The 16,526-nt window shown below is 67.4% G+C and carries 16 protein-coding genes and 4 tRNA genes; 7 read left to right on the top strand and 13 right to left on the bottom strand.

The genetic code is table 11. The features are described from left to right. From tuf to ACTJJK_RS18575, 12 genes are all read right to left on the bottom strand, one after another. Positions 1–1,118, bottom strand: a 1,118-nt coding sequence (tuf, locus tag ACTJJK_RS18630) for an elongation factor Tu (protein ID WP_440730920.1), incomplete at its 3' end; no start/stop codon positions are given. A 72-nt stretch (positions 1,119–1,190) separates the two neighbouring features. Beyond that, a tRNA-Thr gene (locus ACTJJK_RS18625) sits at positions 1,191–1,266 on the bottom strand. A 95-nt stretch (positions 1,267–1,361) separates the two neighbouring features. Next, positions 1,362–1,436 (bottom strand) — tRNA-Gly (locus ACTJJK_RS18620). A gap of 160 nt (positions 1,437–1,596) precedes the next feature. After that, positions 1,597–1,682 (bottom strand) — tRNA-Tyr (locus tag ACTJJK_RS18615). A 127-nt stretch (positions 1,683–1,809) separates the two neighbouring features. Then, a complete protein-coding gene (gene ychF / locus ACTJJK_RS18610; protein ID WP_031373752.1) occupies positions 1,810–2,901 on the bottom strand; it encodes a redox-regulated ATPase YchF in 1,092 nt (363 codons plus the stop codon). Positions 2,902–2,983: 82 nt separating this feature from the next. Continuing rightward, on the bottom strand, positions 2,984–3,565 hold the full coding sequence (pth, locus tag ACTJJK_RS18605; RefSeq protein ID WP_031373751.1) for an aminoacyl-tRNA hydrolase: 582 nt from the start codon (positions 3,563–3,565) through the stop codon (positions 2,984–2,986). A 59-nt stretch (positions 3,566–3,624) separates the two neighbouring features. Next, positions 3,625–4,284 carry a 50S ribosomal protein L25/general stress protein Ctc gene (locus ACTJJK_RS18600; protein ID WP_031373750.1) on the bottom strand — a complete coding sequence of 220 codons (660 nt, stop codon included), beginning with the start codon at positions 4,282–4,284 and terminating at the stop codon, positions 3,625–3,627. Between the two features lie 179 nt (positions 4,285–4,463). After that, complete coding sequence (locus tag ACTJJK_RS18595) at positions 4,464–5,423, bottom strand: ribose-phosphate diphosphokinase (protein ID WP_031373749.1); 960 nt, start codon at positions 5,421–5,423, stop codon at positions 4,464–4,466. 84 nt (positions 5,424–5,507) lie between these two features. Continuing rightward, a tRNA-Gln gene (locus tag ACTJJK_RS18590) sits at positions 5,508–5,584 on the bottom strand. Then, positions 5,547–6,476, bottom strand: coding sequence for a 4-(cytidine 5'-diphospho)-2-C-methyl-D-erythritol kinase (gene ispE, locus ACTJJK_RS18585; protein ID WP_440730919.1), 930 nt, complete (start codon positions 6,474–6,476; stop codon positions 5,547–5,549). Before ispE ends, ACTJJK_RS18590 begins: the two co-directional genes overlap by 38 nt. A gap of 66 nt (positions 6,477–6,542) precedes the next feature. Continuing rightward, positions 6,543–7,157, bottom strand: coding sequence for a lipoprotein insertase outer membrane protein LolB (lolB, locus tag ACTJJK_RS18580; protein WP_440730918.1), 615 nt, complete (start codon positions 7,155–7,157; stop codon positions 6,543–6,545). A gap of 74 nt (positions 7,158–7,231) precedes the next feature. Beyond that, positions 7,232–8,926: a tetratricopeptide repeat protein gene (locus tag ACTJJK_RS18575; RefSeq protein ID WP_440730924.1), complete on the bottom strand. Its 1,695-nt coding sequence runs from the start codon at positions 8,924–8,926 to the stop codon at positions 7,232–7,234. 320 nt (positions 8,927–9,246) lie between these two features. Between ACTJJK_RS18575 and hemA the strand changes: the two genes are divergently transcribed. Both hemA and prfA read left to right on the top strand, forming a co-directional pair. Further along, positions 9,247–10,551 carry a glutamyl-tRNA reductase gene (gene hemA / locus ACTJJK_RS18570; protein ID WP_223620334.1) on the top strand — a complete coding sequence of 435 codons (1,305 nt, stop codon included), beginning with the start codon at positions 9,247–9,249 and terminating at the stop codon, positions 10,549–10,551. 57 nt (positions 10,552–10,608) lie between these two features. Then, a complete protein-coding gene (gene prfA / locus ACTJJK_RS18565) occupies positions 10,609–11,691 on the top strand; it encodes a peptide chain release factor 1 (RefSeq protein WP_031373745.1) in 1,083 nt (360 codons plus the stop codon). Between the two features lie 205 nt (positions 11,692–11,896). Here prfA and ACTJJK_RS18560 read toward each other — a convergent pair whose 3' ends face one another. Then, entirely contained in the window at positions 11,897–11,998 is a 102-nt protein-coding gene (locus ACTJJK_RS18560; protein WP_440730923.1) for a pentapeptide repeat-containing protein, read from the bottom strand. A 203-nt stretch (positions 11,999–12,201) separates the two neighbouring features. Between ACTJJK_RS18560 and ACTJJK_RS18555 the strand changes: the two genes are divergently transcribed. The 5 genes from ACTJJK_RS18555 to ppk2 all read left to right on the top strand — a co-directional run bounded on the left by ACTJJK_RS18555 (position 12,202) and on the right by ppk2 (position 16,232). Continuing rightward, entirely contained in the window at positions 12,202–12,660 is a 459-nt protein-coding gene (locus tag ACTJJK_RS18555; protein ID WP_223620333.1) for a GNAT family N-acetyltransferase, read from the top strand. Between the two features lie 123 nt (positions 12,661–12,783). Next, positions 12,784–14,451 (top strand): O-linked N-acetylglucosamine transferase, SPINDLY family protein, encoded by a 1,668-nt coding sequence (locus ACTJJK_RS18550; RefSeq protein ID WP_440730922.1) that lies wholly within the window; start codon positions 12,784–12,786, stop codon positions 14,449–14,451. A 112-nt stretch (positions 14,452–14,563) separates the two neighbouring features. After that, positions 14,564–15,082: a molybdenum cofactor biosynthesis protein B gene (moaB, locus tag ACTJJK_RS18545; protein WP_031373742.1), complete on the top strand. Its 519-nt coding sequence runs from the start codon at positions 14,564–14,566 to the stop codon at positions 15,080–15,082. A 5-nt stretch (positions 15,083–15,087) separates the two neighbouring features. Continuing rightward, the gene (locus ACTJJK_RS18540) at positions 15,088–15,456 is read left to right on the top strand and encodes a helix-turn-helix domain-containing protein (protein ID WP_223620332.1); all 369 of its coding nucleotides are present in this window, start codon (positions 15,088–15,090) and stop codon (positions 15,454–15,456) included. Beyond that, positions 15,453–16,232, top strand: coding sequence for a polyphosphate kinase 2 (gene ppk2 / locus ACTJJK_RS18535; RefSeq protein WP_440730917.1), 780 nt, complete (start codon positions 15,453–15,455; stop codon positions 16,230–16,232). The genes ACTJJK_RS18540 and ppk2 overlap by 4 nt, the downstream gene beginning before the upstream one ends. Positions 16,233–16,526: the final 294 nt, after the last annotated feature.

Raw genomic sequence — 16,526 nt, 5'->3', positions numbered from 1 at the left:
TCGTCCATCGCCACCGGGTTGATCAGCGTGACGACCATCTTCACGTTGTCGCCCGGCATCACCATCTCGACGCCCTCCGGCAGCTCGCAAGCGCCGGTGATGTCGGTGGTGCGGAAGTAGAACTGCGGACGGTAGCCCTTGAAGAACGGGGTGTGACGGCCGCCTTCGTCCTTCGACAGCACATAGACTTCGGCTTCGAAGTCGGTGTGCGGCTTGATCGAACCCGGCTTGCACAGCACCTGGCCGCGCTCGACGTCGTCGCGCTTGGTGCCGCGCAGCAGCAGACCGGCGTTGTCGCCCGCCTGACCCTGGTCGAGCAGCTTGCGGAACATTTCCACGCCCGTGACCGTCGTCTTCTGGGTCGGACGGATACCGACGATTTCGATTTCGTCACCGACCTTCACGATGCCGCGCTCGATACGGCCGGTCACCACGGTGCCGCGGCCCGAGATCGAGAACACGTCTTCCACCGGCATCAGGAACGGCTTGTCGACGTCGCGCTCCGGCTGCGGGATGAAGCTGTCCAGCGCTTCGACCAGACGCAGGATCGACGGCACGCCGATTTCGCTCTGATCGCCTTCCAGCGCCAGACGGGCCGAGCCGTGGATGATCGGGGTGTCGTCGCCCGGGAACTCGTACTTGCTCAGCAGCTCGCGCACTTCCATCTCGACCAGCTCGAGCAGCTCGGCGTCGTCCACCATGTCGGCCTTGTTCAGGAACACGACGATGTACGGCACGCCGACCTGGCGCGACAGCAGGATGTGTTCGCGGGTCTGCGGCATCGGGCCGTCAGCGGCCGAGCACACCAGGATCGCGCCGTCCATCTGCGCCGCGCCCGTGATCATGTTCTTCACGTAGTCGGCGTGGCCCGGGCAGTCGACGTGCGCGTAGTGACGCGTCGCCGATTCGTATTCCACGTGCGCCGTCGAGATCGTGATGCCGCGCGCCTTTTCTTCCGGCGCCGCGTCGATCGCGTCGTATGCCTTGAACTCGCCACCGAAACGCTCGGCGCCCACCTTCGTCAGCGCCGCCGTCAGCGTCGTCTTGCCGTGGTCAACGTGGCCGATCGTGCCGACGTTCACGTGCGGCTTGGTGCGCTCGAATTTACCCTTAGCCATGGCTGTCGCTTCTCGTTTGTGGGTCTGTATGTCGCGGCGGCTGTTGGTAAAGCAGCCTTGTCTTGCTTTGGATGGTGCTCACGAAAGGAATCGAACCTTCGACCTCCTCCTTACCAAGGAGGTGCTCTACCGACTGAGCTACGTGAGCGTGAAACCTGGGTGTTGCGACCCGCCTGCGCGGGCTTTAACTGCAATGGGACCGACGCGGGCGAATTCAACCTTACCGCCGACGAAGCCGTTCAATGGAGCGGGAGACGGGATTCGAACCCGCATTATCAGCTTGGAAGGCTGAGGCTCTAACCATTGAACTACTCCCGCGCCGCGTACAGCCATTACAGCGTTGGAACTTTAATCTGAAACCCGCACCGCCGACACCCTTGAAAGCGAGATCGTCGTTGCTTGATTCCACTAGTGCCTGCCGCGCCAGAATCCGTCGAACTCAAAAAAACCGACGAACCGTAGCCTGTCGCGATGAAACTGGTGGAGGGAGGTGGATTCGAACCACCGAAGGCGTAAGCCAGCAGATTTACAGTCTGCCCCCGTTGGCCGCTTGGGTATCCCTCCAAAAGAGCCCGTAATTCTGGCGCGCGTTCTTCAGGAAGTCAACGCGTTTTCGTACAACTTTTTTCGGAATCTACTCGCGACGGCCGAACCGGCTGCCAGGCGACCCCGAAACGGCCGCATAGTGTACTCAGACATTGAACCGGAAGTGCAGTACATCGCCCTCTTGGACGCGATATTCCTTGCCTTCCAGGCGCAGACGCCCGGCATCGCGGGCCCCGGCCTCGCCCTTGTACTTGATGAAATCGTCGTAGGAGATGGTTTCGGCGCGGATGAAGCCCTTCTCGAAGTCGGTGTGGATCACCGCGGCGGCCTGCGGCGCGGTCGAGCCGGCCTTGACCGTCCAGGCGCGCACTTCCTTGACCCCGGCGGTGAAATAGGTCTGCAGGCCCAGCAGCTCGTAACCGGCGCGGATGACCCGGTTGAGGCCCGGCTCGGCCAGGCCGAGGTCGGCCAGGAAGGTGTCGCGGTCGGCGTCGTCGAGCTGACTCAGCTCTTCCTCGATCGCGGCCGAAACCGGCACGACCTGGGCGCCCTCGAGCTTGGCGCGCTCGCGCACCGCGTCCAGGTGCGGGTTGTTCTCGAAACCGTCCTCGAGCACGTTGGCGACGTACATCACCGGCTTGAGGGTGAGCAGGAACAGATCGCGCAGCGCGGCCTTGTCGTCCTCGGACAGGCTCAGCGCGCGCGCCGGCTTGCCGGCGTCCAGGCCCTCGCGCACGCGGCCGAGGACCTCCTTGCGCACGATCGCTTCCTTGTCGCCGGTCTTGGCCGAGCGCTCGGCGCGCTGGTAGGCCTTCTCGACGCTTTCCAGGTCGGCCAGCGCCAGCTCGGTATCGATGGTCTCGATATCGGCGATCGGATCGACCTTGTTGTTGACGTGGATGACGTCCGGATTCTCGAAGCAGCGCACCACGTGGGTGATGGCGTCGACTTCGCGGATGTGGGCGAGGAACTTGTTGCCCAGGCCCTGCCCGCTAGCGGCGCCGGCGACCAGGCCGGCGATGTCGACGAATTCGACCGCGGTCGGCAGCAGCTTCTGCGGCTTGACGATCTCGGCCAGCGCGTTCAGGCGCGGATCCGGCACCGGCACGGCGCCGACGTTCGGCTCGATCGTGCAGAACGGGAAGTTCGCCGCGGCGATCCCAGCCTTGGTCAGGGCGTTGAAAAGGGTCGACTTGCCCACGTTGGGCAGGCCGACGATGCCGCATTTGATACCCATGGCTTCGTAATCCGGGAATAGAGAATCGAGAATCGGGAATGGGAAAGCGGGCTCTGACGATTCCCGATTCCCCATTCCCCATTCACGACTTGGGCGTGTGCAGGCGGGTCATGGCGTCCATCAGGTTGCCCTGCACCGCCAGCGGCATGACCTCGATGGCGTCGTCGATCGCGCGCAGGATCGTCGCCTCGTCGGCCTTGCCGGGACGTCCTAGCACCCAGGGAGTGACCTTGTCCTTGTGGCCGGGATGGCCGATGCCGATGCGCAGGCGGTGGAACTTGCCGTGACCGAGCAGTTGGATGGTGTCGCGCAAGCCGTTCTGGCCGCCGTGGCCGCCGTCGAACTTGAGCCGGGCCGTGCCGGGCGCGAGATCGAGCTCGTCGTGCGCCAGCAGCGCTTCCTCGGGCTCGATCTTCCAGTAACGCAGGGCCGCGGTGACCGACTTGCCCGACAGGTTCATGAACGTGGCCGGCTTGAGCAGCCAGACCGGGCGCCCGGCGATCTCGATCTTCGAGGTTTCGCCGAACAATTTGGACTCCAGACCGAACCGGCCGCCGAACTTTTCGTTCAGGGCGTCCACAAACCAGAACCCGGCATTGTGCCGGGTCCGGGTGTGTTCCGACCCCGGGTTGCCGAGGCCGACGATCAGGCGCAGATCTGCCATCGCGTAAGACTATCCGTGTACGCAAACCGGCGCGCCGATCAGGGCGCGCCGGTCCACGATCACTTCTTGTCTTCGTCCTTCTTGGCGACCTTGGCGGCCGGCACTTCGGCGACCGGCGCCTCGGCGGCTTCCTCGGCCTCTTCCTTGCCGTGCTTGGCGATCACGACGGCGACGTCGTGTTCCTTGCCCAGCTTCAGCTCGGGGATCTCGACGCCCTTCGGCAGCTTGAGCTCCGAGAGGTGGACGATGTCGCCGACGGCGAGCTTGGACAGGTCGATCTCGAGGAACTCCGGCAGGTCCTTCGGCAGGCAGCTGATTTCGACTTCGTTGAGCTCGTGGGTCACGACGACGTCCGCGGCCTTGCCGGCCGGCGACTTGTCTTCGTTGAGGAAGTGCAGCGGCACCGCGACGCGGATGGCCTGGTTCTCGTCCACGCGCTGGAAGTCCAGGTGCATGATGATCTGCTTGTACGGGTGGCGCTGCATATCGCGCAGCAGCACGCTCTCGCTCTTGCCGTCGACATCGAGGGTCAGGATCGAGGAGTAGAACCACTCGTGCTGGCTGGCCAGCCACACTTTCTCGTGATCGAGCTGGATCGGCTGCGGCGTAGCCTTGCCGCCGTAGATGATGGCCGGGATGCTGGCGGCACGACGCAGGCGGCGGCTCGCACCCTTCCCCTCGACGTTGCGGCCAGTGGCCTTGATGATGTGTTCGGACATTGTCGTTTACTCACTTTTACAGCGTTAGGATCGCCTCGCGGCGATTTGGAGACTCATCCGCGACCAGATGAGTCTTTGGAGCTGGGAATCGGAAATGGGGAATCGAGAATCGGTAGAAGCGCATGCCGCGGCGCTGCTTTTTACGATTCCCCATTCCCCATTCCCGACTCCCGAATTGATCAATCCACGTACAACGAGCTGACCGACTCGCCGAAGGCGATGCGGCGGATCGTCTCGGCCAGCAGCTCGGCGACGCTGAGCTGGCGGATGCGGCCGGTGGCGCGGGCCGCGGCGGTCAGCGGAATGGTGTCGGTCACCACCAGCTCGTCCAACTGCGACTTCATTACGTTGTCGATCGCCGCGCCCGACAGCACCGGGTGGGTACAGTAGGCGACGACTTTCTGCGCGCCCTGCGCCTTCAACGCGGCCGCGGCGGCGCACAGGGTGCCGGCGGTGTCGACGATGTCGTCGACCAAGACGCAGGTCTTGCCCGACACGTCGCCGATGATGTTCATCACCGTGGCGACGTTGGCGCGCGGACGGCGCTTGTCGATGATCGCCAGGTCGGCGTCGTCGAGGCGCTTGGCGATCGCGCGGGCGCGGACCACGCCGCCGACGTCGGGCGACACCACGATCAGGTTGTCGGTGCCGTGTGCGCGCCAGATGTCGGCGAGCAGCAACGGCGAGGCGTAGACGTTGTCGACCGGAATGTCGAAGAAGCCCTGGATCTGGTCGGCATGCAGATCGACCGTGAGCACCCGGTCGGCACCGACGGCGCCGAACATTTTGGCCGCGACCTTGGCGGTGATCGGCACGCGCGAGGAGCGCGGGCGGCGATCCTGGCGGGCGTAACCGAAGTACGGCACCACCGCGGTCACGTTGGCCACCGATGCGCGCTTGAGCGCGTCGATCAGGACCAGCAGCTCCATGAAGTTCTCGGCGGTCGGCGCGTTCGTCGACTGAATGACGAACACTTCCTGACGGCGCACGTTCTCTTCGATCTCGACCTGCACTTCGCCGTCGGAGAAACGCCCGACGAGCGCCTTGCCGAGCCGGATGCCGAGCTCCTTGCACACCGCTTCGGCAAGCGGACGGTTGGCATTACCGCTGAATACCAGCAGGTTGCGATCGTTTTGCACTGTCTTCTCCGCTTCGCTCTGACCGTGGCGGCTGGTGATGATTGGGGAGTGGGGAATCCACGATTCCCAACTCCCAGCATTCGATGGCAGGGGCGGTAGGATTCGAACCTACGAATGCCAGGATCAAAACCTGGTGCCTTGGGCCTCTTGGCGACGCCCCTGCGGAAGATTTGCCTCGAGTGCGGCACACAGCGCGGAACGCCCTGCACCGCCCGCCGTCCAGGCCCGTAGGCCGGAAGGCAGTTCCGCCAGCGCTGCCTCGGCGGATTCGCGCTGCGCGAACTCGACGAAACACCCGCTGCCAGAGCCGGTCAGGCGTGGCGAACCGATCTGCGACAACGCGGCGAAGGCGGCCTCGACGGCAGCTTCGCGCTTGCGCAACACCGGCTCGAACGCATTCCCGAGCGGCTTACCCGAAACGAAGTCCGACATTGTCGCGGGCGCAGCATCCCGCGTCAATTCAGACGATTGAAACAAGGCCGCGGTCGGCGCGTGAACGCCCGGGTCGACCAGGACATACCAGGCCGGCGCCAGTTCGACCGGCCGCAGCACCTCGCCGACGCCTTCGGCCCAGGCATTCTCACCGCGTACGAAGACTGGCACGTCGGCGCCCAGGCGCAGCCCGAGCTCAGCCAGGCGGTCCACACCGAGGTTCGTGCCCCACAAAGCGTCCAGGGCGACCAGGACGGTTGCCGCATCGGACGAGCCGCCGCCGAACCCACCGCCGGCCGGAATGCGTTTTTCGATGACGATGTCGGCACCTTGACTGCTGTTCGACTCTTTCTGCAGCAGCAAGGCGGCCCGCACGGTGAGGTCGTCGTGCTCGGCCACGCCGGCCACCGAGGCGCCGTGACGCATCACCCGACCGTCCGCGCGCGGGCGCAGGCGGAGCGTGTCGCCCCAGTCGAGCAGGCGGAACACGGTCTGCAACAGGTGGTAGCCGTCGGCGCGGCGACCGGTGATGCGCAGGAACAGGTTCAGCTTGGCCGGGGCGGGCCAGATCGACCAATTCGACTCGATCGGAGCGGTCGGCTCGGAGAGGGGGGCGGACATGATCGGATCGCAGCTCGGGCGGGCGTTATCGGTCGGGCGTTAAGGGTCGGGAAAGAACGCTCAGGATCAGCGGCCGGCGCCATCGGACGCCGGCGCGGCCTCCGCGCCCTGCCACTGGTCGACGATCAGGCGCACGCGGGCGTCGCCGCGGCGTGCGTCCAACCGCGACGGCAGGTCGCCGGTGAGCGGCCATTCGTAGGCGATGGTCCAGCCGGCCTGCTCGATCGAAAGCGGGCGGCCGTCGGGCCCCGCGACGATCCGCGGCGCGGCGGCGCCGGCGGCCGGCAAGGCGCGCAGCCAATCGGCCAGAGCCTCGACCGGAATATCCCAACCGGTGGCCTCGTGCAGCACCGCCGCGGCGTCGACACCTTCGCGCGGGCCGCCTTCGAGGCCGTCCAGACGCGCTTCGCCGGGGCCGCCGGCAAGGCGCCAGCTCTGCCGGGTGACCGGCGCGCTGAGGGCGACTTCGTAGCGCTCGCCGCGCTGGTTCCATTCGATGCGGCCGCTGCCGCCCTTGCCGGCGTTGGACACGGCGATGCGGCCGGTCAGCGACCACTCGTCGTCGGCGCGGACCCGGGCGATGCGCCCGGCTTCGCGCTCGGCCGCGACCGCCGTCGGCAATACTTCCGGCGGCGGGCGCCTGACGCCCTGCCCGGCGCAGGCGCTCAGCAACAAAACCAATACGGCGACCGCGACGGACTTCGCCGGGCACGAAACAGGGTGCGCCTTAAGACGCGAAGCGAACGAACGCGTGTTCACAGGCCGAGCCGCTTCAGCGCGCGCAACAGCGAGCGATTGTCGGGATCGATCTTGCGCGCCTGCTCGAAGTATTTGCGGGCTTCCTCGCGCTGGCCGCTCTGCCACAACACCTCGCCGAGATGGGCGGCGATTTCGGCGTCCTTCTGCATGGTCAGGGCGCGGCGCAGCTCGGTTTCGGCCTCCTTGACGCGGCCGATGCGGTACAGCACCCAGCCGTAGCTGTCGACGATCGCATAGTTGTCGGGCTCGGCGTTGCGCGCGCGCTCGATCAGTTCCAGCGCTTCCTGGAAGCGCGTGGTGCGGTCGGCCAAGGTGTAGCCGAGTGCGTTGAGCGCGGCGATGTTGTCGGGCTCGGCGACCAGGATGCGGCGGAAATCGGCCTCGGCGCGGGCGATATCGTCGCGGCGCTCCCAACTCAGGGCGCGGGCGTAAAGGATTTCCGGCTCGTCCGGAAACGCCGCCAGGCCGCGCGCGAAAGCATCGTTCTCGCCGGCGTCGTTCTTGTCCTCGCCGCGCAGATTGGCCTCGACGATGTAGGCGTCGCGGCGGGCGTCATCGCCGGTCGAAGCGTCGGACTGGATCGCGCGCAGATTGGCGTAGGCCTCGTCGTTGCGCTTGAGCTTGTGCAGGACGTTGCTGCTGCGCAGGCGCGCGATCGAACGCGGTTGCCCGGCAGGCACGCCCTGGTACCAGCCCAGGGCTTCCTCGTAGCGCTCGAGGAATTCGGCCAACTGGCCCAGCAGCAGGCGCCGCGCCGGGTCCGGCTTGGCCGCGTTGGCGCGCAATTCGTCGTAGAGCTTGGTCAGGGTCGGCTTGTCTTCGGCGCGGGCCAGGTAGGACGCGCGCAGCGAATAGGTCTGCTCGTCCTGCGGACCGCGCGCCAGGGTCGCGGCGACCGCCTGGAAATCGTTGAGCGCTTCGTACTGCTCGGCGATCAGCGCGCGCAGATTGGTGTCGCGATCGGCCAGCGCGACGATGCTCTGCAGCATTTTTCGGGCTTCGTCGTCCTTGCCCGACTCGCGCAACTGGCTCACCCGCAACAGGGCCACGCGTGGCTCGCCGGGGAAGCGGTCGACCACTTCGGCGACGATGCGTTCGGTGAGCTTGGGCTGGTCCAGGCGCTGCGACAGGCCGCCGAACGCGACCCAGGCCATCAGGTTGCCGGACGGGATCTTGCCGCCGTCGACGAGTTTCTCGAGCACGCGCGCGGCCTGCTTCGGGTCTTTGGAACCGGTGGTCAGCACGATCAGGGCCTGGCGCCAGCCGGCCTCGGGATCGTTCTCCATCAGAGCGTTGAGCTGACGCAATGCGGCGCGGTCGTCGCCGCGGCGCAGCGACAGGGTCGCTTCGGCGGCGCCGATCGAGGTGCCCTTGCCGCCCAGCTTGCGCCACAGCGCCAGGGCCTCGGCGGCCAGCGCGTCCTGCTTGGCGACCACGGCGATGCTGGTCGCCCGCTCGGCCAGGCCGACGTCGTTGGCGGCGCGCGCGGCCTTGAGATAGGCCTCGGCGGCTTCGTTCAGCTTGCCGGACTGGAGGGCGAATTCGCCGCTCAGCAGCGATTCCAGCGAGGCCCCGGTCGGGTCCTTGGCGGCACGCGCCTGGATCGTGGACTTGGCCGTGGCCAGAGCGGAGGCCGATACCGGCGTCGACGGCTCGGCGGCGGCGCTGCCGAGCCAGCCGCCTAGGGCCAGGGCCAAAACCGCGATTTGCAGGCCCCGTCGCGGCGCGGCGGGCCGGCGCGAACCGAGGCCGGCGCAGGCGAGCCGCGCGGCCTCGGCCGAGTCGTCGCTGCCGTCATCGTTGCCATCTATTGGACCGATCGAGCAAATCGAATCGTAGAGAACCACGTCGGGACCAGTGGGCCGGTAGAATGGCGGCCTTCAGCAGCCCGCAGCTTATCGCAAGCACCTGAACCGATGTCCCGCGACGCACGCCGCCTCATGAAACTTTTTTGCGTCGCCGCGACGGCGGTTTACTGCGTCCGCCGCCCGGGATCGAAGCGCGCCCACCGATGAGTCTGTTCGTTCTAGGCATCAACCATCAGACCGCGCCGGTCAGCCTGCGCGAGCGCGTGGCGTTTTCCGGCGACACCGTCACGACCGCGCTCGACGCCCTGCGCGCGCTCGCGCCGGTACGCGAAGTGGCGTTGCTGTCGACCTGCAACCGCACCGAGCTGTATGCGGTGGCCGACGACGACGGCCGCGCCCTCGCCGACTGGCTGGCTACGCACCCGGACGACGTCGGCGATCTGCACGCCTATCTCTATCGCCATCGCGATGCCGACGCCGTGCGCCACCTGTTCCGTGTCGCGACCGGGCTCGATTCGCTGGTGCTCGGCGAGCCGCAGATCCTCGGCCAGGTCAAGGACGCCTGGGCGACCGCGCGCGCCGCCGGCACCCTGGGCAGCCAACTCGACCGTCTGTTCCAGCAGGCCTTCTCGACCGCCAAGCGCGCACGCACCGACACCCGCATCGGCGCCAATCCGGTGTCGGTCGCCTCGGCCGCGGTGCGTCTGGCGCAGGAGTCGTTCGCACGCCTGGAAGACTCGACCGTGCTCCTGGTCGGCGCTGGCGAAACGGTCGAACTGGCGGCGCGGCATCTGGTCCAGGCCAAGGCCAAGCGCCTGCTGATCGCGAACCGCACCCTCGCCCACGCTCAGGACCTCGCCACCCGCCACGGCGGCGTGGCCCTGCCATTGAGCGAACTCGAACGCCACCTGGGCGAGGCCGACATCGTGCTGTCGGCGACCGCCAGCCGCGAACCGATCCTGCACCGCGCCCAGGTCGCCGCCGCGCTCGCCACCCGCAAGCACCGGCCGATGCTGTTGTTGGATCTGGCGGTGCCGCGCGACATCGCCGCCGACGTGGCCAGTTTGAAAGACGTATTCCTGTACACCGTCGACGACCTGGAACGCGCGATCGAAGACAACCGCCGCAGCCGCCGCGAAGCCGCGACCGAAGCCGAAGCCATCGTCGAGCTGCAGGTCGCCCGTTTCGTCGAGACCCTGGCCGCGAGCACGCGCACCGCGCCGATCAAGCGCCTGCGCGACCACGGCGAGGCCGCGCGCGAAGAAGTGCTGGCGAAAGCGCGCCAGCAACTGGGCGCCGGGCAGGACCCGGCGGAGGTGCTGAACTTTCTCGCCCACACCCTGACCAACCGCCTGCTGCACGCCCCGACCGTGGCCCTGCGCGAAGCCGCGCTGAGCGGCAACCCGGAGCTCGCGCGCGCGGCCGACAAGTTGTTTCCGGCGGTGGGGTCGGGAATCGGAAATGGGGAATCGGGAATCGAAACAGCGGATTCGTCGGACGACCGTTAGCGACCAGATCTGATCGCATGCGCTTCCGACTCCCGACTCCCTATTCCCGGCTCTCCAATGACCCCCACCCTGCGCCGCAAGCTCGAAGCCCTGGCCGAACGCCGCGAAGAACTCGAGCGCCTGCTCGCCGACCCCGGCGTGATCGGCGACAACGACCGCTTCCGCAAGCTTTCGCGCGAATTCGCCCAACTCGAACCAGTCGCCGTGGCGCTGGCCGAGGAAGCGCGCGCCAAGGCGGATCTGGCCGCCGCCGAAGCGATGCGCAACGATCCTGAGCTGCGCGAACTCGCCGACGAGGAAATCGCCGCCGCGCAGACGCGCCTGGAACAGCTCGACGTCGAACTGCTGGCGCACCTGATCCCGAAGGACGCGCGCGACGAAGGCGACCTGTACCTGGAAGTGCGCGCCGGCACCGGCGGCGACGAAGCCGCGATCTTCGCCGGCGACCTGTTCCGCATGTATGCGCGCTACGCCGAACGCCAGGGCTGGAAAGTCGAAATCGAGTCGTCCAATGCCGGCGAGCACGGCGGCTACAAGGAAATCATCGCCCGCGTCGAAGGCCGCGGCGCCTATTCCAGGCTCAAGTTCGAGTCCGGCACCCACCGCGTCCAGCGCGTGCCCGAGACCGAATCGCAGGGCCGCATCCACACTTCGGCGGCCACGGTGGCGATCATCGCGGTCGAGCCGGAAGGCGAACCGATCGAGATCAACCCGGCCGACCTGAAGGTCGACACCTTCCGTTCTTCTGGCGCGGGCGGCCAGCACGTCAACAAGACCGAATCGGCGATCCGCATCACCCACATCCCCAGCGGCGTGGTGGTCGAGAACCAGACCGAACGCAGCCAGCACGCCAACCGCGACAAGGCGCTCAAGCGCCTGCAGGCGATGCTCGCCGACGCCGCAGCGGCGAAGGCCGCGGCCGCGCAGGCGCAGGACCGGCGCCTGCAGGTCGGCAGCGGCGACCGCAGCCAGCGCATCCGCACCTACAACTTCCCGCAGGGCCGCATCACCGACCACCGCGTCGAAGGCCTGACCCTGTACGACCTGCCCAACATCGTCGCCGGCGATCTCGACGGACTGATCGGGCGCCTGATCCACGAGCATCAGGCCGACGAACTGGCGCGCTTGTCGGCGGGCTGAGGCGGCCCTCACCCCAGCCCTCTCCCGCCAGCGGGAGAGGGAGCAAGTCCGAGCATCGGCGCTCAAGCGACCGATACTCGCAAGCACGAAGCCTCCGTCGGCCCGGCAACTCTCGACACACAACGGACCGACCCCGCTCCAGTTTGCGGGAGAGAGTTAAGGCGAGGACCCGCTTGCGGGAGAGGGCTAGAGCGAGGGCATGCTTTCACAGCGAAGCCGCCGCCTGGTTCAAGTCGGCCTGAATCAAGTCGGCCTGGCTCAAGTCGGCCTGGTTCCAGTCGGCCTGGTTCAAATCGTTTTGACTCAGATCGACCCGACTCGAATCGAAGCGCCCACTCCATCGCCACCGCGCCCGAATGGAGCCATATAGCGCACAGCGCCTGAGCCAAAGCCCCCGTCACGCCCGCGCCTTGTGCGCCGCTGCGCGATTCGTCGAAGTCGCGCCGCACAGTCATGACGCCGCGCGCGTTCAACGGCCATAATCCGCCCTCCCCTGCCGGATCGCCTGCCATGAGCCTCTCAGTTCGCCGCGCAAACCTCGACGATCTCGACCTGCTGGCTCCGCTGTTCGATCATTACCGGTACTTCTATACCCAACGCCACGACGAAAGCGTCTCGCGCGCCTTCATCGGCGAACGCCTGAGCCGCGGCGACTCGGTCGTGCTGCTCGCTACGCTGGACGGCGTCGACGGCGCCGGTTTCACCCAGTTGTATCCGACCTTCTCCTCGGTCCGCGCCGCACGCGTGTGGGTGCTCAACGATCTGTTCGTCGATCCGGCCGCGCGCCGGCGCGGCGTCGCCCAGGCCTTGCTCGACGCCGCCACCGGTTTCGCCCGCGCCGATGGCGCCGCGCGGCTGGAACTGGAGACCGACCACGACAACCTCACCGCCCAGGCCTTGTACGACGGCGTGGGCTGGCAACGCTACGACGGCACCCAGCGCTACCACCTGCCGCTCAGTGCGGCCTGATCGCGCCATGCGCAACCGCTGCATGCCCGAACCCGGCGCGAACGCCCTCGTCGCGAGGTCGGCGCCGTGAACGACCCGCGCCTCGAACTGCGCCAGGCGCTGCAGCGCAATCCCGGCGACGCCATGGCCTGGATCATGCTGGCCGAACACGAACTCGACGCCGGCGATGCGCGCGGCGGCGAAGCGGCGGCGCGACGCGCCTTGACCCTGCGGCCGGGCCACCCCGAGGCGCTCGCCCGCCTGGGCCGGGCGCAATGGATGCAGGGCCGCCGCGACGACGCGGTGACCAGCCTGCGCGCGGCCGCGCACAACGCGCCGCAGCACCCCGGCATTGCGGTGTGGCTGGCGCATGCGCTCGAAGACGTCGGCGATGCCGAAGGCGCGCTTGGGGCCTATGCCCACGCCTATGCGCTCGCGCCGCGCGAACCGCAGTTGGCCGCCTATCTGCTGGCATGGCGACGCAAACTGTGCGACTGGCGCGATCTCGATGCCCTCGCCGGCCAGGTCCGCGACGCGATCGCACGCGGGCAGGCCTCGGTCGAGCCCTTCGCCTTCCTCAGCGAAGACGCCAGCGCCGCCGAACAACGCCGCTGCGCGGCGCTGCGCGCGACGGTGATCGCCGGCAGCGTGCGGCCTTTGCCGGCCGCACCGCAGAAAGACACATCGGCACCGATCCGGGTCGGCTTCCTCTCCAACGGCTTCGGCGCCCACCCGACCGGCCTGCTGATCGTCGCCTTGCTGGAAGCGCTGCAGCGGCGCGGCGGCCTCGACCTGCATCTGTTCGCCCTCAACCGCGACGACGACAGCGCCATCCGCCGCCGCCTGCATGCCGCCGCAAACGCTTTGCACGACGTCGCCATGCAACCGCACGCCCAGGTCGCCGCGACGATCCGCCGCGCCGGCATCGATGTGCTGTTCGACCTGCGCGGCTGGGGAGGCGGTGGCGCGCCGGAAGTGTTGGCGATGCGGCCGGCGCCGGTGCAGGTCAACTGGCTCGCCTATCCGGGCACCTCGGCGGCGCCCTGGATCGATTACATACTGGCCGACCGCTACGTACTGCCGGAAGCGCTGAGCGCCGATTTCAGCGAAACCGTGGCCTGGCTGCCGCGCTGCTTCCAGCCCTCCGACACCACCCGCGAACCGGCCACGCCGCCGAGCCGCGTCGAATGCGGCCTGCCCGAGCAGGGCGTGGTGTTCTGCTGCTTCAACAACAGCTACAAACTCAATCCGCGCAGCGTCGCGCGCGCACTTGCGGTACTGCGCGGCGTGCCCGGCAGCGTGCTGTGGCTGTTGTCCGGCCCAGGCCGCGCCGACCAGCGCCTGCGCGATTTCGCCAGCCGCCAGGGCATCGCGCCGGAGCGCCTGGTGTTCATGCGCAAGCAGCCGCATGCCGACTACCTGGCGCGGCTGCGCCATGCCGACCTGTTCCTCGATACCGATCCCTACAACGCCCACACCACCGCCTCGGACGCGATCTGGGCCGGTTGCCCGGTGTTGACCCGCCCCGGCGCGACCTTCGCCGCGCGCGTGGCCGGCAGCCTCAACCACCACCTCGACCTGGAGTCGATGAACGTAGCCGACGACGCGGCCTTCGTCGCCCGAGCGATCGCGCTCGGCAACGACCCCGCGGCGCTGCAGGCCTTGCGCGACGAACTTGCCGCGCGCCGCAGCGACAGCGGCCTGTTCGACATGGATGGCTTCGCCGTCGATTTCGCGGCGATGACGATGGCGATGGCGCGCAGGCAGCGCAAGGGCGAAGCGCCGACGCCGCTGCGCGGGCCGTCGCGCTAGCCGTTCCGACACACTCGATCAGATCGACCCGACTTGAACGGCCTGGCTTGAAAGGCCTGACTTGAACGGCCTGAGTTGATCAGCCCCACCCGGTTTGCGCTAGGCTGCGCGCATGACCGCAGAACGCGATTTCATCCCCCTCTCGCTGTGCGTGCTGACCGTTTCGGACTCGCGCACCCTGGCCGACGACAGTTCCGGCGACTATCTCGTCCAATCCCTCACCCAGGCCGGCCATCGCCTCGCCGAGCGCAAGCTGCTGCCCGACGATCGCTACAAGTTGCGCGCCGCAGTGTCGCAGTGGATCGCCGACGACAGCATCGACGGCATCCTGGTCACCGGCGGCACCGGCTTCACCGGCCGCGACTCCACGCCCGAGGCCCTGCTGCCCTTGCTCGACAAGGAAATGCCCGGCTTCGGCGAGCTGTTCCGCGCGATCAGCTACGACGAAATCGGCACCTCGACCCTGCAATCGCGCGCCTTCGCCGGCCTGGCCAACGCGACCTTTTTGTTCTGCCTGCCGGGTTCGACCTCGGCCTGCCGGACCGCTTGGGAAAAGATCGTCGGCGCCCAGCTCGACGCGCGCACCCGGCCGTGCAACCTCGCCACCCTGCGTCCCCGCCTCAAGGAGTGATCGGCATGCCGCTCGACACCACCCTGCGCCTGCTGGCCAAGGCCCGCGGCCTCAACGCCACCGACATCGCCACCGCGATTCCGCGCGCCGGCGTCGCCACGGTCAGCGCCTGGCTGCGCGGCGACAAGCTGCCCGGCAAGGACCAGCTCGATGCGCTCGCGCGCGCCTTCGGCGTGCCGGCGGGCGCGCTGCTGTCGGAACTCGCCAGCACGCTCGACCCGGCCCGCACTCAGGGCGAACACGACCTGCTCGCTGCCTATCGCGCGCTCAACACGCGCCAACAGGGCGCCTTGCTCGAAGTCGCCACCAGCATGGCCGGCACCCAGCGCAGTGCGGCGCCGCGCAAGACCGCGGCGAAGAAGAACAAACGATGAGCAAGCTCAAGCGCAAGGACTACGAAGCGCAGTTGGAAACGCTGCAGTTGGAACTGGTGGCGATGGCGCGTTGGCTGCAACACAGCGGCCGCCGCGTGGTGGTGCTGCTGGAAGGCCGCGATACCGCCGGCAAGGGCGGCGCGATCGGGGCGATCTCCGACCACCTCAATCCGCGCCAATGCCACATCGTCGCTCTGCCCAAGCCGAGCGAACGCGAAAGCGGCCAGTGGTATTTCCAACGTTACGTATCGCATCTGCCGGGCGCGGGCGAGATCAGCCTGTTCGACCGCAGTTGGTACAACCGCGCTGGTGTCGAGCAGGTCATGGGCTTCGCCAAACCCGCGCAGGTGAAGGCCTTCCTGCAGCAGGCGCCGGTGTTCGAGAAGCTGCTGACCGACGACGGCATCCTGCTGTTCAAGTATTGGCTGTGCTGCGACCAGGAACAGCAGGAAGAACGCTTCGCCGAACGCCTGGAAGACCCGCTCAAGCGCTGGAAACTTTCGCCGATCGACCTGCAGGCGCGCAGGCATTACGACGACTACACCCGGGCCCGCGAGGCCATGCTCAAGGCCACCCACAGCCAGCACGCACCCTGGACCCTGGTCGATTTCAACGACCAACGCCAAGGCCGGCTGACCCTGATCCGGGACCTGCTGTCGCGCTTGCCCGACACTCACCTGCCGGATTCGGAACTCGAATTCGCGCCGCTCAAGGGCAAGCCGTCGAAAGAGAAATACGGCGTGCTGAAGCCGATCCGGGCTGGCAAGAAGGGCTGAGTTGTCTCGGGCAGGTCGCGGCTCATGCTGCAGGCTTCCACCACCAAAGCGGCTGCATTGACGAATTGAAGCGCTGCTCTTGCTCGAAGAAGAAAGCGCTGCGAATCCTCTCTCTGTAGGAGCGACGCAAGCCGCGACCGCGCTGCAACGGTCTCGCGGCGTATCGCTCAAGCAAGATCTAGATCTAGATCAAACGCCTAAAGCTTCCGCCCCTAAAGCGGCGGGTTACTTTCTTTTGTCATAAGCAACAAAAGAAAGGTAACCAAAGAAGTTGCTTTTCTTTGAATCACAGGC

Source organism: Lysobacter sp. 22409 (assembly GCF_052045105.1).
GTDB classification, from domain to species: Bacteria; Pseudomonadota; Gammaproteobacteria; order Xanthomonadales; family Xanthomonadaceae; genus Lysobacter; species Lysobacter antibioticus_B.
Note: the sequence above shows the minus strand (reverse complement) of the source record. Positions and strands in the feature narration are given on the sequence as shown.

Excerpts from the sequence above, each read along its gene's own strand:
- ispE (WP_440730919.1), bottom strand. The coding sequence starts at position 6,476 with ATGTCCGCCCCCCTCTCCGAGCCGACCGCTCCGATCGAGTCGAATTGG.
- ACTJJK_RS18550 (WP_440730922.1), top strand. The coding sequence starts at position 12,784 with ATGGCCTGGATCATGCTGGCCGAACACGAACTCGACGCCGGCGATGCG.
- ACTJJK_RS18555 (WP_223620333.1), top strand. The coding sequence starts at position 12,202 with ATGAGCCTCTCAGTTCGCCGCGCAAACCTCGACGATCTCGACCTGCTG.
- pth (WP_031373751.1), bottom strand. The coding sequence starts at position 3,565 with ATGGCAGATCTGCGCCTGATCGTCGGCCTCGGCAACCCGGGGTCGGAA.
- moaB (WP_031373742.1), top strand. The coding sequence starts at position 14,564 with ATGACCGCAGAACGCGATTTCATCCCCCTCTCGCTGTGCGTGCTGACC.
- ppk2 (WP_440730917.1), top strand. The coding sequence starts at position 15,453 with ATGAGCAAGCTCAAGCGCAAGGACTACGAAGCGCAGTTGGAAACGCTG.
- ACTJJK_RS18600 (WP_031373750.1), bottom strand. The coding sequence starts at position 4,284 with ATGTCCGAACACATCATCAAGGCCACTGGCCGCAACGTCGAGGGGAAG.
- ACTJJK_RS18540 (WP_223620332.1), top strand. The coding sequence starts at position 15,088 with ATGCCGCTCGACACCACCCTGCGCCTGCTGGCCAAGGCCCGCGGCCTC.
- ychF (WP_031373752.1), bottom strand. The coding sequence starts at position 2,901 with ATGGGTATCAAATGCGGCATCGTCGGCCTGCCCAACGTGGGCAAGTCG.
- hemA (WP_223620334.1), top strand. The coding sequence starts at position 9,247 with ATGAGTCTGTTCGTTCTAGGCATCAACCATCAGACCGCGCCGGTCAGC.
- prfA (WP_031373745.1), top strand. The coding sequence starts at position 10,609 with ATGACCCCCACCCTGCGCCGCAAGCTCGAAGCCCTGGCCGAACGCCGC.